Source organism: Burkholderia sp. AU27893 (genome assembly GCF_002223205.1).
In the GTDB taxonomy this organism is placed as follows: domain Bacteria; phylum Pseudomonadota; class Gammaproteobacteria; order Burkholderiales; family Burkholderiaceae; genus Burkholderia.
Genome location: NZ_NKFD01000001.1, coordinates 792,796 through 807,410, shown reverse-complemented (window position 1 = coordinate 807,410; position 14,615 = coordinate 792,796). Strand labels below are relative to the sequence as shown.

11 protein-coding genes are annotated in these 14,615 nt (G+C 61.2%); 6 read left to right on the top strand and 5 right to left on the bottom strand.

Annotated features, from left to right (window positions below):
* Genes CFB47_RS03775 through CFB47_RS03765 form a run of 3 tightly spaced genes read right to left on the bottom strand, consistent with a single transcriptional unit; the run spans nucleotide 1 to nucleotide 3,078 of the window.
* Nucleotides 1-795, bottom strand: a complete 795-nt coding sequence (locus CFB47_RS03775; RefSeq protein ID WP_089460459.1) for an ABC transporter permease — start codon at nucleotides 793-795, stop codon at nucleotides 1-3.
* Entirely contained in the window at nucleotides 785-1,882 is a 1,098-nt protein-coding gene (locus tag CFB47_RS03770; protein WP_256946638.1) for a hypothetical protein, read from the bottom strand. The genes CFB47_RS03775 and CFB47_RS03770 overlap by 11 nt, the downstream gene beginning before the upstream one ends.
* A gap of 11 nt (nucleotides 1,883-1,893) precedes the next feature.
* Nucleotides 1,894-3,078, bottom strand: a complete 1,185-nt coding sequence (locus tag CFB47_RS03765; protein ID WP_089460457.1) for a polysaccharide biosynthesis/export family protein — start codon at nucleotides 3,076-3,078, stop codon at nucleotides 1,894-1,896.
* A 451-nt stretch (nucleotides 3,079-3,529) separates the two neighbouring features.
* On the opposite strand from CFB47_RS03765, the gene CFB47_RS03760 reads away from it, so the two are divergent.
* The 4 genes from CFB47_RS03760 to CFB47_RS03745 all read left to right on the top strand — a co-directional run bounded on the left by CFB47_RS03760 (nucleotide 3,530) and on the right by CFB47_RS03745 (nucleotide 9,338).
* Entirely contained in the window at nucleotides 3,530-4,681 is a 1,152-nt protein-coding gene (locus CFB47_RS03760; protein WP_089460456.1) for a glycosyltransferase family 1 protein, read from the top strand.
* A gap of 27 nt (nucleotides 4,682-4,708) precedes the next feature.
* A complete protein-coding gene (locus CFB47_RS03755) occupies nucleotides 4,709-6,721 on the top strand; it encodes a capsular polysaccharide biosynthesis protein (protein ID WP_089461339.1) in 2,013 nt (670 codons plus the stop codon).
* A 254-nt stretch (nucleotides 6,722-6,975) separates the two neighbouring features.
* Entirely contained in the window at nucleotides 6,976-7,788 is an 813-nt protein-coding gene (locus tag CFB47_RS03750; RefSeq protein ID WP_089460455.1) for a mechanosensitive ion channel family protein, read from the top strand.
* A 122-nt stretch (nucleotides 7,789-7,910) separates the two neighbouring features.
* A complete protein-coding gene (locus CFB47_RS03745; protein WP_089460454.1) occupies nucleotides 7,911-9,338 on the top strand; it encodes a mannose-1-phosphate guanylyltransferase/mannose-6-phosphate isomerase in 1,428 nt (475 codons plus the stop codon).
* Between the two features lie 104 nt (nucleotides 9,339-9,442).
* Here the strand turns inward: CFB47_RS03745 and CFB47_RS03740 are convergent.
* A protein-coding gene (locus CFB47_RS03740) for an IS3 family transposase (protein WP_089460453.1) occupies nucleotides 9,443-10,665 on the bottom strand; the annotation gives its coding sequence in 2 pieces (ribosomal slippage) (nucleotides 9,443-10,297 and nucleotides 10,300-10,665; 1,221 coding nt in all).
* Nucleotides 10,666-10,790: 125 nt separating this feature from the next.
* The gene (locus CFB47_RS03735; protein ID WP_179258915.1) at nucleotides 10,791-11,474 is read right to left on the bottom strand and encodes a DedA family protein; all 684 of its coding nucleotides are present in this window, start codon (nucleotides 11,472-11,474) and stop codon (nucleotides 10,791-10,793) included.
* A gap of 173 nt (nucleotides 11,475-11,647) precedes the next feature.
* Between CFB47_RS03735 and mutL the strand changes: the two genes are divergently transcribed.
* On the top strand, nucleotides 11,648-13,636 hold the full coding sequence (gene mutL, locus CFB47_RS03730) for a DNA mismatch repair endonuclease MutL (protein WP_089460451.1): 1,989 nt from the start codon (nucleotides 11,648-11,650) through the stop codon (nucleotides 13,634-13,636).
* The gene (gene miaA / locus CFB47_RS03725; protein ID WP_089460450.1) at nucleotides 13,633-14,613 is read left to right on the top strand and encodes a tRNA (adenosine(37)-N6)-dimethylallyltransferase MiaA; all 981 of its coding nucleotides are present in this window, start codon (nucleotides 13,633-13,635) and stop codon (nucleotides 14,611-14,613) included. The genes mutL and miaA overlap by 4 nt, the downstream gene beginning before the upstream one ends.
* Nucleotides 14,614-14,615 lie beyond the last annotated feature (2 nt).

The following is a 14,615-nucleotide window of genomic DNA, read 5'->3' as shown; positions in this document are numbered from 1 at the left end:
TCAGTTCAATTGCACTCGCCGAATGGCGAAGTGAGTAATCGACAGTGCGAACAATGTGAAGAACGACAACACCACCACCGTATACTCCATGTAGTACAGGGTATGCATACGATCTCCGTAATAGCCGTGGTGAAAAAATTCAACGGCATCAATCAGCGGGAAATAGGTCAACAGCTCCCCAATTTTCGGCGGCAATGCGTAGGTCGGTAAAAAAACCCCTGAAAACGGAATCATCAGATAAAGAATCACATGAGAAATTCGCTCTATCGAGTCACTCAACTCAGACAATGCAGCCATGGTCATCACAAAATTGAATGAGAACCACACTATCAAAAAATATCCAATAATCATGTTCAGCATATCAGCAGGAAGCTGACAAATACCGATCACAACCAATACCACGTACAACGCCAGGAACGAGGCTGTCGCTCCCGCAAATTCAAGGATAATTCTCGAATAGAGAATATCGACCGGACGAATCGGTTTGTGATGCAGCAACGACCGGTTTGATTCAATCGCCTTGAGAACGCGCCCCGTCGCATTCCGCCAGAACAACAACGTGGGATAGCTGACAGCTAGATATTCGGCTACGGAATATTTAGCCTTCGTTTCGGTGTGACTGAAAATGATCATCACACCGACCACAAACATGGCTGGCTCTGCCATGATCCACAAGACGCCGAGCCCTTCTCTGCCGAAGCGCGTAATCATCTCGCGCATGACCAGCGCCCAGATAACCCGGCCCTGGATACGCAGTTGCTCCCAGAATGTCGGAGGTCGATATTCAACGGTCATAGTGCTCTTTCACCCCACCGATAACGATGGTCAATACGCCCCAGAGAATCAGACCGAGCAGGAATGTAGCGAGAATCGCTCGCCCACGATGCGGACTCATTGCGTAGTCTGGCAGGCTGGGTTCGGAAATTCTCTCCAGGTAAAGTTGCTTGCGCTCAGCCTCGACTCGCGCCTGATCCAACAAGGTTATTGCGCCGGCAAGAATCTTATCGGCCACTTCCTTTTCCAGCGTAAGACGTTGAAATTCAGCAGCCTTGCTAGCCAGCGATGCACCTTGCGCACCCGCAACACGCTGGCTTACCTGGTCAATAGCCTGCTGCAGCAACTTGGCGCGATCCTTTAAAGTCGGCAATCCCGGATTGCTCGGCGACAGTCGCTCCATCTGAGCAATCTGTACGCGGGTAGAAATCAAGTCATCTTGCAGCTTTCCGACTTGTTGCAACGGGATCGTGGACTGTCGCTCGGGATCGATCACGCCGGCCGTATTCCGGTAGTGCGCCAGAGCTAGTGTGGCAATCCGATCATTTTCCTTGGCCAGATCAACATCGTGCTGAGCGGTATTGATTAAATCGGCCCGGGCACGCTTGTTCATCTGATTGACGATCTGCTCGCTAAGCTCCAATAGTCGCTTGTTCATACTCCATGCAAGATGAGCATCATATGCATTGGTGCTCAGGGTCACAATCGGAGACTCGGCCTCGACCTTGGCGTCCACTATGTTCTTACCATAGTAGATATAAAATTTCTCAAAACTGTCATTCAGGCCAAAAACCGAAAAACGATTGACAAAATCGATCGTCGCTTTCTGGAAGGCAGATTTAATATGCTGCTCCTTGTCCAGCACCATCATCGCATCACGAGAAAGAATGTACTTCTGAACCGTGTATGCATCGCCATCGGACTGAGAAAATCCCCCAACCCCCTTCAATATCCCCCCCAATCCGGCAGCATTAGTTTGCTGCGGGCTACGAATTAGAAAGCTACTGACCGACGTGTATTGATCACTGGCAATTAAACCGAAATAAATAATCGAAATGCTGGTTGGAATGACCACCGTTATCAAAAACAAACGGCTAATACGCTTCATAAATTTCATAATTATTTAAACGTCTGCACGCCAGACACGATCGGGTAGGCCACGGAGAACACCAGGTTCAGCACTTTCTGCAGTTCCGACACCGGCGCATTGGAGACGTAGAGCACGTCCTTGTTGTCCATCATGAAGCTCTGCGCCACGAAGAAGGAATCCGGGTCTTTCAAATTGATGTGATAGATAACCGGGACTTTGCCGTTTGCAGTCGTTCGCACCGGTTGGTTGGGCCAGTTGAGTGCCTGATGATCTTCCAGCCGGAAAATGAACACGCCCTGTGCGTCTGAACGCGAGTCCTGCAGGCCACCCGCCCGCGCCAATGCCTGCGCCAGCGTAATACCCTGCGCCTCGAAATTGATTTCCTCGTTCTTGCCCGTTGCACCAAACGCAGTAAAGCTGTAGGGCTGAAACATTGCGGTGACGACGTCACCCGCCTTGAGCGGCACGTTCTGGCGTGGATCGCGGATCACGGTTTCCAGAGGCTCCAACGCGACGGTTTCGCCGCGCGTCACCTGGATCATGGTCTTGCTGATCGGCTGCTTCACACCGCCGGCCGCGGCAACCGCATCGAGCACGCGTTCTCCGCGCGCGCTCAATTGCATGCGCGTGCTGCTCGATACGTCTCCCACAACGGTGACATATGAGGTTTCGTTCCGCGCCAGTTGCACGAGAACCTGCGGGTCGTGCGCGATATTCTTGAGACGCGCTGCGATATAGGCTTGCAACTGGCTTGGCGAACGGCCCGTTGCCTTGATAGCGCCAACGAACGGCACATGGATGTTGCCGTTGCCGTCGATCACCTGCGTCGGCAATTTGGTCAGCCGCGCGCCAGTCGGTACACCGCTGGGCGTCGGGACATCACTCGTGCCACCGCCAAACAGAGTCGCAGGGGGAGCCTCCCAGATCGACACCTCGACCACGTCACCCACGCCCAACTGTTGCTGAAATGCCGAACTGTCACCTAATGTCGCTGCAAAATCCGTACTTTTGCGGCCCGCGTAAAGTTGCCGCGCTACCTGATCGGTCACATCGACGACCTGGATTCCTTGCGTACTGACTTGATTTGTGCCCGCACCACTAGCATTAATCTGGGAACGACTCGGCCCGGACGTGGGAATGGCCCCGCACGCAGCCAATCCAATGGTGCCGCCGATGGCAGCAGCCAACCATACACTGCGTTTTAAACTCTGCATTTAACAATCCAGTCATTCAAAGGCCGCCGGATTTTACCGCACAATGTAAGATGTACCGGAGAACTTACCGGCGTGACGTGTCCGAAACACCGGTAGACCACCTCGCGGTTCCTCGACTTCTCGCAGTCGAGCCTCCCTTGTTTTCGCGCAGCCAATCCCTTGCCACGCTAAAACGTGGGCCGGCTTGGCGCAAACTGGGACGGGTTCAATGATCCATTGCGACCGCGCGCAAGGCTGCGAGCGGATCGGTAAATCTGACATCTAGCATCAATTATTTGGCACGCTCGGCATTTGGGCTGATCGACAGACGCGCACACGAGACGCACACGCGCGAATTGTCCCGCCATCCGAGATGCCATAGAATTACCCGGCGGAATTGTTGCATGAGCCATCGGGCTTCGGCAAACGGAAACATTTTTCATTTCCGTACGCACAACCACATTGCACCTGCGTGACAAAAATACTTCTAGACGTCACTCGTCTTGCCACCCGATTTTATGACGGCCTGATCCCCACCGGGGTAGACAGAGTTGGACTGGCTTACATCCGCCGATATGGGAACCGTGCACGCGCAGTCCTGAGCGAACGCGGTTTTTCCACCGTTTTGACGGAAAAACACTCGCAGAAGATGTTCTCGCTGCTACTGTCGTCCGATCGCGACCGATGGGCGCTGCGCAGAATAATTGCTTCTGCGTTGCTAAACCGGCTTCGATCGGTAAAATTCGATCGCGCAATTTTGTTGCATACAAGTCACAACGGGATGGAGTTCACCCGTTACTACCGGGCGATGGCGCAACGCAACGCGCGCTCGGTCTTCATGGTCCACGATCTCATTCCGCTAACCCACGCGGAGTATTGCCGCCCTGGCGTGGACGCATCGCATCGTGCCCGCATCCATACAGCACTCCGACATGCGAGTGGCCTGATCAGCAATTCACAGGCGACCTACGACGAATTGGCGAACGAGGCCCGGCAAGCGTCGCTGCCGCTCCCGCCAGTCGTCGTCGCTCCACTCGCACCTGCCGTGGAACCTCATCCACCGAGCCCGGCTCCGATCGATGGCCCGTACTTCGTGATGCTCAGTACGATCGAGCCGCGCAAGAACCACTGGTTCATCTTGCATGTCTGGCGGCGCCTGGTCGAACAGATGGGGGAAACCGCCCCCAAGCTCGTGGTCATCGGCCGGCGCGGCTGGGAATGCGAGAACGTCGTCGATATGCTGGAGCGCTGCGCAACGATTCGCGGTGCGGTTATCGAAGAATCGGATTGCAGCGACGAACGACTGCATGCGTGGTTGCAACATGCACGAGCGCTCATCTTCCCATCGTTCGCCGAAGGCTACGGGATGCCGCTCGTCGAGGCACTGATGTTGGGCGTGCCGGTACTCGCCAGCGACTTGCCGGTCTTTCACGAGATTGCATCGGACATTCCCGATTATCTCGACCCGCTCGACGGGCCGGGATGGCTTGCACGGATTCGCGAGTACGCTCGCTCGGACAGCAGCGAGCGGGCGAGTCAGCTCACGCGGATCGAGCGCTTTCGAGCACCGACCTGGGCCGAGCACTTCGATCGCATCGATGGCTTCCTCGATTCGCTCCGGTAAATGATTCCGACACCCACTGAGCACTCGATGACGTCCGAATCCCGGTCATTCGACGCAAGTGCAACCGCACGCGGCAAACGCATGATCGGCTGGCTGACCGGAAAGTCGCCGTTCGTGTGGATCGATTCGTGGCTTGGCGTCGCGCTTGCCCGAACGTCCGAGTCGATCGGACGTACCGTGTACCCCGCATGCCCCGGTCCGGTCTTCGCCCGGCACGCAACCCACGCTCCGCCTCTTTCGTGGTTCTGCGTTCCGCCGGATCTGGTTGCCCGCGGTGGACTGGTCGCCGCACTCGAACGCCTGCTGGCGGCCACGCCTGTCACCGACACGGACGGGCGATGTCGCGATCTAATGCGCCGCGTGCTCGACAGCGACGCGTTGCACGTTCGCCATCAGCTAGCCGAATTGCCGGATGCATGGCACGAATCCGGCGGTGGCAAACGCATTGTGCTGATCGATGAACGCGAAACGTCCCATACCGATATCTGCACGCCGGCAACACTCCGCCGCCAGAATTTTGCTGCAATGGCGGATGCAGCACGTGCAGCGCACCGCGATGCCGACCTTTGGATCTTGCGTTCCGCCGATGCAGGTGCTGGCAACTGGCTTTCGACGAAAACGCCACTGCACGGGAATGCAAGGATTCTCGACGTCGCGCATTCCTTGCGGGACGTGCTGCGGCGCGCCGACGCCATCCATGTCGTGGGTGCATCTGAGGGGATGGCGGCGCTTCTGGCCGGCGTCCCTGTTCATGTGTTCGGCACGCCCTACTACGCAGGCTGGGGACTGACGCATGACCACACCGCCATGCCAGAGCGCCGTGCGCGGCCCTCGGCATCAGCGTTATTCGATGCCGCGTTCCTTCAGCTCGCGCGCTACCTTGACCCGGCACACGGCACACAAGGCACGCTCGAAACTGCACTCGACTGCGTCGAGCTGCAGCACGCCGTAGCCGACCGATACAGGGATCTCAGCCAAGTGGCCGGCGTGCGCTTCCAGTGGTGGAAGCGGCCTTACGCCACGCCCTACCTGTCGGCGGGAGGCGGAACGTTGCGCTGGATCGCAGATCCGCGCGGCGCCCACACCGACGAACACGCGGCGATATGGGGGGGGCGGTCAGCCGAAGGCCTGCCCGCTGGCGTCGCCCATGTCCGGATCGAAGACGGCTTTCTCCATTCGACAGGACTCGGCTCCGACATGTCGCCACCGTGCAGCCAGGTCATCGACCGCCGCGGCCTGTATTTCGACGCGAGTCGTCCGAGCGACCTGACCGTCATCCTTAACCAGACCACGTTCGACGGAGCGGAATTGCGGCGCGCGGCAGCGCTCAGGCAGGACATCGTGCGGCTCGGCCTCACGAAATACAATCTCGGCCGCCAGGCACCGACATGGCACATCCCTCATGACAAGCGTGTAGTGCTCGTCGCCGGCCAGGTTGCGGACGACGCGTCGATCCGACTGGGAACCGGCACGATAGCCACATCGGAAGCCTTGTTAAAGGAAGTGCGTGCTCGCCGACCGGACGCATTCATCATTTACAAACCGCATCCGGACGTACTGTCCGGCAATCGCGCCGGGCTCGTCGATGCAGAACACCTTGCGGACATCGTCGATGCGGACGCGGATCTCATTTCGCTGATCGACGTGACGGACGAGTTGCATACGCTCTCGTCGCTCGCCGGCTTCGATGCATTGATGCGTGGGAAGGAAGTCCATACCTATGGTCTGCCCTTTTATGCTGGCTGGGGGCTGACGCACGATGCGCTGGAACAGCCGTGGCGCGAACGCCGACTATCGCTCGACATGCTGACGGCGGGAGTGCTGCTCCGTTACGCCATTTATTGGGACTGGCAGCTCTCGTTGTTCACAACGCCTGAAGCAATCGCCCGGCAACTCGCACCGGATGCAGCTCGGCCGCTTGAGAAAATACGCGGAAACCGCGCCCGCCCGCTCGTCAAGGCAATACGCTGGACGCGCAACGCGATACGTTATGCCGGGTGGCAGGGGCGGCAATATTTTCGCGATCGAACGATACGCTAACGACGATCGGTACGTCCGCTGCCTGACGACATAAGCACTCACGGAATCGTCAAGCATCTTCTACTCGACCCGGTTCAGATGTCATTTTGCATGGGACCGGCACCCGCCGCTGCCAGCACGCACACGCGTCCTGCCCGCTTTCCATTACGTCAACCAATGTCAGCCCGGTTGCCCGCCCCTCCCACCTCAGGTTATAAAAGCGCCACCCATCCGGTGCATGCGCCGCCCTTTCTACCCCTGACTTCGGAGAACGCATGATCGATCTCGCCACAGCCCAGCAATTCCTGATGACCCGCGGTCTCGACTTCGGACTCAACCTCCTCGCCGCGATCGTATTGTGGTTCGTCGGCCGCTGGGCGATCCGTATCGGCACGCGCCTGCTCGGCAAGGTCGTGCGCCGCAGCGGCAAGGTCGACCCGACACTGACCGACTACCTGACCTCCGTCGTCGGCGTACTGCTGACGATCCTGCTGATCCTCGCGATCCTGCAGATCTTCGGCGTGCAGACGACCTCGTTCGCCGCCCTCCTCGCCGGCCTCGGCCTTGCGATCGGTACCGCCTGGGGCGGCCTGCTCGCGCACTTCGCCGCGGGCGTGTTCATGCAGGTGCTGCGCCCGTTCAAGATCGGCGACGTGATCAGCGCAGGCGGCGTCACGGGCACGGTGAAGGAGCTCGGCCTGTTCGGCACGACGATCGTCACCGCCGACAACATCGTGACGATCGTCGGCAACAACAAGATCTTCTCGGACAACATCGCGAACTACAGTGCCACGCCGCACCGCCGCGTCGATCTGACCGCGAAGATCGCGAACAGCGTCGATGCGGTCGACGCGATCAACCGCCTGAAGACGTCGATCCAGCAGATCCCGAACGTGCTGACCGCCCCGGCGCCGGACGTCGGTGTGCTGCAGTTCACGCCGGAAGGCCCGCTGCTGTTCGTGCGCCCGTCCACGGCACCCGAGAACTACTGGCAGGTGTATTGCGACACCAACCGCGTTATCCTCGAGACGTTCCGCGACGCGCAATACCCGACGCCCGAAACCCCGATCTCGCATCGCAACGCGTAACGGCGGCACCGGACGAAAAATAAGCGTGGCACCCGCCACGCTTTTTCGTTACCCCGCTTTGTTAGAATAACTCCCCCGGCAACCGAGCCGTCACCCATTCGCCCTACCCTGGGCATCCCCGCATGAGTCTCCATCCGATCCTCCTATGCGGCGGCAACGGCAGCCGGCTGTGGCCGATGTCCCGCAGCAACTACCCGAAGCAATATCTGAAGCTGGCGGGAGAACAAACCCTTGTTCAGCAGACCGTCCTTCGCGCGAGCGAAGTGCCGGGGGTCGCGCCTCCAGTCATTGTCGCGAACCACGCGCACCGTTTCATGATTGCGGAGCAACTTCAGCACACCGGTATCAAGCCACGGGCGATCGTGCTGGAGCCGCTCGGCCGCAACACTGCACCAGCGATTGCCATCGCGGCACGCATCGCGTTGCGCGACGATCCGGACGCGTTGCTTCTGGTGTTGCCGTCGGACCACATCGTCCAGAATCTGCCGGCATTTATCACGGCCGTCGACACTGCGGCCACGGTCGCAAAGCGCGGACATCTCGTCACATTCGGGATTCCCCCCAACGAGCCGCATACTGGATACGGTTATATCCGCCGCGGCGAAGCGCTTGAAACCGGCAACGGCGCTCACGCCGTCGACGCATTCGTCGAAAAGCCCGACCGTGAACGTGCCGCGGAATTTGTCAATGACGGCCGCTATTACTGGAACAGCGGCATGTTCCTGCTGAATGCATCGGTCTATCTCGACGAGATCGCGCAACATGCCCCTGACATCGCCCGACATGCAGCACCGGCACTCGATCACGCGCAGCAGGACTATGATTTTCTGCGTCTCGATATCGAAGCATTCGGCGCTTGTCCGGACATCTCCATCGACTACGCCGTCATGGAAAAGACGAAACGCGCCGCCGTGGTCGCGGCTCCCGAACTCGGCTGGAGCGATGTCGGTTCGTGGAACGCGCTCGCCGATATTGCCGCGCGCGACGACCAAAACAATACTGTTTACGGCGACATCTATACGGATACTGTCGCAAACTCCTACATCCGTGCGGAACACCGGATGGTCGCGGCGATCGGCGTCCGTGATGTCGTTGTAGTCGAAACTGCAGATGCCGTCCTGGTCGCGCATCGCGACCACGTCCAGGACGTCAAGAAGGTCGTCGAACAACTGAATCGTTCGGGACGGCTCGAATCAGTCACGCACCGTCGTGTCCCGCGGCCGTGGGGCTCCTATGAAAGCATTGATGCCGGTGATCGCTTCCAGGTCAAGCGGATCATCGTCGCTCCTGGAGCACAACTGAGCCTGCAGATGCATCATCACCGCGCCGAACATTGGATTGTAGTGAAGGGCACGGCGCTTGTGACGAATGGCGATGCAGAAATCATCCTTACCGAGAACCAGTCAACGTACATCCCCCTCGGCACCCCACATCGGCTCAGAAACCCGGGCAAAATTCCGCTCGAACTGATCGAAGTCCAGTCAGGCTCGTATCTCGGCGAGGACGACATCGTCCGCTTCGAAGACACCTACGGCCGCGCAGCGTCGTAACTAGGACATTTTCCGGCTCAAAGCGCAGCCGGCGCCGATCTCGCATCGCAACGCGTAACGGCGGCACCTGTCAAGTCCTGGAATAGGTTGACAGTATCCAGGCACTAGAACGCCCGATGCACCGCATCGGGCGTTTTGTATTTCAGAGCCGTATGCGGTCGCTCATGGTTGTAGATGTGCACCGACTGTTCGACCATCTTGGCAGCCTGCTCAAGGTCAACAGGACGTTGCAACAGGAACTCATCCTTCAGGATGCCGTTGACCCGCTCGGCCAGTGCGTTCTGATAGCAGTCGTACCCGTGAGTCATCGAACAGCGCAAGCCGTGACGTCGATGGATGTCCTGATAGTAGGTCGAGCAGTATTGCACCCCACGATCGGAGTGGTGGATCAACGGCTGCCCGCTCCGACGCCTGCGCAACGCCTTCTTGAGCGCCTGACTGACCTGCTCGGTTTGCAGGCTATCGTGAACGTGATGGCCAACGATCTTGCGCGAGAACGCATCCGTGACGAGACTCAAATATACAAACGGGCCAGCCGTCGGCAGGTACGTGATGTCGGCCACCCATACCTGCTCAGGGCCAGTCGGCACGATCTGATCTGGTCCCGGTTTCAGCAAATTCGGATGGCGCCGGAAGCGATGATGGCTTTGCGTTGTCTTGTGGTACGCCTGGCGGGGCACGACGAGCAGGCGCGCGGCGCGCAGTACATCGAACAGTCGATCTCGCCCCAACTTGATGCCACGCTCGACCAACGCTGGCCCGAGCAGATGATGCAGTTTCCGTGTCCCTAGTCGGGGCTGACGCAGCCGTACATCCCGTACTAGTGTCGTCACGATATCGGCCTGCGCGCAGCGACGTTCCTCACTTTGGAAGCGCTTGTAATACGCTTGGCGACTGATGCCCATGTATCGGCAGGCTCGCTCGACGCTCAGCTTTTTGATCCGCCTTTGCGCGACGACCTGCCCGAAGGCTTTTTTACGGTGATTCCGTAGTCCTTGCGCATCACGTCGAGTACCGCCTCGAACAGCGCGGCTTTCTCCTGCGCTTCCCGCAACTGCGTCTCCAACTCCTTGATGCGCTGCTCCGGCGTGAGCGGCTTTGCGTCTTGCTTTGACATGATGGAACCCGATCGCGCACGGCCGGATGGATCGGCCCAATCCTGCAAGCCGTGCTTACGTAACCATACCAGCACGGTCGAGCGCCCCTGGATTCCGTAGCGGCGCTGTGCCTCTTTGTACGTCAATTCGCCTTTTTCGACCTGCTCGACCACCGATAGCTTAAAAGCCAGGCTGTAGTCTCGCTGCGTCCGCTTGATCTCTTGCTCCACTTGGCACCTCTTCGTTTCAGCGAAAAAGTGTCAACCTATTTCAGGACGGGTCAACCGGACGAAAAAAAGCGTGGCACCCGCCACGCTTTTTTTACTGCACCAAGACGAGAACGAAACGCTCCCGCTCAACGCCCGCCCGCCTTCGGCACATTATCCGACTGCTTCCCGCGCACCAGCTTCCACACCGCACCAAGCGCAACCGGCACGACCGCTGCCCCGATCCCGACCAGCACGATCACGTTCAGGTACTGGCGGATGAACGGGATGTTGCCGAAGAAATAGCCGAGCAGCACGAGCAGCAGCACCCACACCAGCGCACCGATCACGTTGAAGAGCTGGAAACGCGCGGCGCTCATCGACGATGCCCCCGCCACGAAAGGCGCGAACGTCCGCACGACCGGAATGAAGCGTGCGAGCACGATCGTCTTGCCGCCGTGCTTGTCGTAGAACGAATGGGTCTTCTGCAGCGCGGCGCGATCGAGGAAGCGCTCGAGCACCGGGATATGCGTATTGAACACCTTCGGGCCGATCCAGCGGCCGATCACGTAATTGACCGTGTTGCCGGAAATCGCCGCGACGAGCAGCAGCACGATCAGCAGGCCGACATTCATCTCGCCCGTCGCTGCGAACGCGCCGCCGATGAACAGCAGCGAATCGCCGGGCAGGAACGGGAACACGACGAGCCCCGTCTCGCAGAACACGATCAGGAACAGCACGAGATAGACCCACGCGCCGTACTGCCGGATGAAATCGCCGAGGAAGGCGTCGATATGCAGGACAAGGTTGACGAAATGAAGCAGCGTATCCAAATGCGATTCCTCGAAGGCGATAGGGCCGGAACGGCCGAAAAAGGCTGAAGCGCCCGCCGGTCAAGGCCGGGGGTGTTACGGACCCATGATACCGAAACTACCTTAAGGCTCCGTGAAAAAACGTAACGGCCGGCCACCCCGGCACGCAATCGCCGCCTCGCTATAATTCGGCCATGTCCGATATCACCGAAACGGCCGCGGGCGCCGCGCCCGCCCCTGCTCCGCGCCCGCTGCGCGCGATCCAGCCCCTGCCCGACCAGCTGATCAGCCAGATCGCCGCCGGCGAGGTCGTCGAACGCCCGGCGTCGGTCGTCAAGGAGCTGCTCGAAAACGCGATGGACGCCGGTGCCAGCACGCTGCGCATCGTGCTGGAAGAAGGCGGCGTCAAGCGCATCTCGATCACCGACGACGGCTGCGGGATTCCACCGGACGAGCTGGCGCTCGCGCTGATGCGCCATGCGACCAGCAAGATCCGCTCGTTGGAGGAGCTCGAGGCGGTCGCGACGCTCGGGTTCCGCGGCGAAGCGCTCGCGTCGATCGCGTCGGTCGCCGAGATGTCGATCACGAGCCGGACGGCCGATGCCGCGCACGCGATGAAGATCGACGCGCAGACGGGCGTGCTGTCGCCCGCCGCCGGCGCGACCGGCACGACGATCGAGGTGCGCGAGCTGTACTTCAACACGCCCGCGCGCCGCAAGTTCCTGAAGAGCGAGCAGACCGAGTTCGGCCACTGCCTGGAAATGATTCGCCGCGCGGCGCTCGCGCGGCCGGACGTCGCGATCTCGGTGCTGCACAACGGCAAGGCGGTCGAACACTGGAACGCGACCGAGCCGGCGCAGCGCGTCGCGAAAATCCTCGGCAACAGCTTCGCGACCGCGCACCTGCCGCTCGACGAGCAGGCCGGCCCGCTCGCGGTCTACGGCTGCGCCGGCCTGCCGACCGCGAGCCGCGGGCGCGCCGACCAGCAATACTTCTTCGTCAACGGCCGCTTCGTACGCGACAAACTGCTGACGCACGCGGTACGCGCGGCCTACGAGGACGTGCTGCACGGCGACCGCTACCCGTCGTATGTGCTGTTCCTCGACCTGCCGCCCGAAGCCGTCGACGTGAACGTGCACCCGTCGAAGATCGAGGTGCGCTTCCGCGATTCGCGCTCGATCCACCAGTACGTGTTCCATGCAGTCCAGCGCGCGCTGGCGCGCCATGCGGGCGCGTCGCCGGAAACCACGGCGGGCGGCCATGCCGCACATATCGAACCGACGCCACGCGGGCCTTCTTCGTTCCTGGATACGCCACTCGGCCAGAGCCAGCAAGGCAATGCGTTCGGCGGTAGCGGCTTCTCGTCGCCATCGTCGTCCTCGTCGTCGGGCAACACGTGGATGCGTCAGGCGCGGATGACCCAGGGCACGCTGCCCGTCGCGCAGCCGCTCGCGCTCTATGACGCGCTGTTCGGCCGCAAGGACACCGGCGCGGGCACGCCGGACGGCACGACGACCCTCGCCCGTGATTCGGCCGACGCGCCGATCGCACCGCTGTCGGGCTTCACCGCGTCGCCGATCGCCGCGACCACGCACGACGAGCAGCCACTCGGCTTCGCGCTGGGCCAGATCCACGGCATCTACGTGCTCGCACAGAACGCACACGGCCTCGTGATCGTCGACATGCACGCGGCGCACGAGCGGATCCTGTACGAACAGTTCAAGAACGCGCTCGCCGACCGCTCGGTCGCCGTGCAGGCACTGCTGCTGCCGATCTCGATGACGGCCACGCCGGTCGAGATCGGCACGGTCGAGGAAGAGCGCGACACGCTCGAATCGCTCGGCTTCGACCTGGCGGTGCTGTCGCCGACGACACTCGCGATCCGCGCGGTGCCGGCGCTGCTGAAGGATGCCGACCTGCAGTCGCTCGCGCGCGCGGTGCTCGCCGACCTGCACGCGTTCGGCGGCTCGCGGGTGCTCACCGAGCGCCAGCACGAACTGCTCGGCACGCTCGCGTGCCACCACGCGGTGCGCGCGAACCGGCGCCTGACGCTCGACGAGATGAACGCGCTGCTACGGCAGATGGAAGCGACCGAACGCGCGGACCAGTGCAATCACGGCCGGCCGACGTGGTATCAGCTCACGCTGAACGATCTCGACCGCCTCTTCATGCGCGGGCAATGAGCGCAACACCGCACGCCCACCCCAGCCCGACGACGATCGCCTGCCTGCTCGGCCCCACCGCATCGGGCAAGACGGCCGCGGCGCTGGCGCTCGCCGCGCGTCGGCCGATCGAGATCGTCAGCGTCGATTCGGCGCTTGTCTACCGCGACATGGATATCGGCACCGCGAAGCCTTCGCGCGACGAGCGCGCGAGCGTGCCGCATCACCTGATCGACATCATCGATCCGGCCGACGCGTATTCGGCCGCGAGCTTCCGCGCGGACACGCTGCGCCTGATCGGCGAGATCGCCGCGCGCGGCCGCACGCCGCTGCTCGCGGGCGGCACGATGCTGTACTACAAGGCGCTGACGCAGGGGCTCAACGACCTGCCGGGCGCCGATCCGGACGTACGCGCGACACTCGATGCCGACGCCGAGCGCGATGGCTGGCCCGCGCTGCACGCGCGGCTCGCGCAGGTCGACCCCGACACGGCCGCGCGGCTCGCGCCGAACGATTCGCAGCGGATCCAGCGTGCGCTCGAAGTGTTCATGCTGAGCGGGCAGCCGATGTCGGTGCTGCTTGCCGCGCCGCGCCGCACCGACGATGCGGCCGCCGCTTACCGCTTCGTGCCGGTCGCGCTCGAACCGTCGGATCGCGCGGTACTGCACAAACGGATCGCGCAGCGCTTCGACGCAATGCTGGACGCGGGCTTCATCGACGAAGTCGAGCGGCTGCGCCGTCGCGAGGATCTTCATCCCGACCTGCCGTCGATGCGCTGCGTCGGCTACCGGCAGGCGTGGGAATTCCTCGACGGCGATACCGACTACCGAACGATGCGCGACAAGGGCATCTTCGCGACGCGCCAGCTCTGCAAGCGCCAGATCACCTGGCTGCGCGCGATGCCGGAGCGGATTGTCGTCGACTGCATCGCGCCGGACTCGACGGCCCGCGCACTCGACGCGCTCGAACGCGTGCTCGACGGCCGCACGCCGGGCTGACC

What these genes read in the sequence shown, in the direction of transcription:
- CFB47_RS03775 (WP_089460459.1), bottom strand. Translation starts at nt 795, where the DNA reads ATGACCGTTGAATATCGACCTCCGACATTCTGGGAGCAACTGCGTATC.
- CFB47_RS03770 (WP_256946638.1), bottom strand. Translation starts at nt 1,882, where the DNA reads ATGAAGCGTATTAGCCGTTTGTTTTTGATAACGGTGGTCATTCCAACC.
- CFB47_RS03765 (WP_089460457.1), bottom strand. Translation starts at nt 3,078, where the DNA reads ATGCAGAGTTTAAAACGCAGTGTATGGTTGGCTGCTGCCATCGGCGGC.
- CFB47_RS03755 (WP_089461339.1), top strand. Translation starts at nt 4,709, where the DNA reads ATGACGTCCGAATCCCGGTCATTCGACGCAAGTGCAACCGCACGCGGC.
- CFB47_RS03750 (WP_089460455.1), top strand. Translation starts at nt 6,976, where the DNA reads ATGATCGATCTCGCCACAGCCCAGCAATTCCTGATGACCCGCGGTCTC.
- CFB47_RS03745 (WP_089460454.1), top strand. Translation starts at nt 7,911, where the DNA reads ATGAGTCTCCATCCGATCCTCCTATGCGGCGGCAACGGCAGCCGGCTG.
- mutL (WP_089460451.1), top strand. Translation starts at nt 11,648, where the DNA reads ATGTCCGATATCACCGAAACGGCCGCGGGCGCCGCGCCCGCCCCTGCT.
- miaA (WP_089460450.1), top strand. Translation starts at nt 13,633, where the DNA reads ATGAGCGCAACACCGCACGCCCACCCCAGCCCGACGACGATCGCCTGC.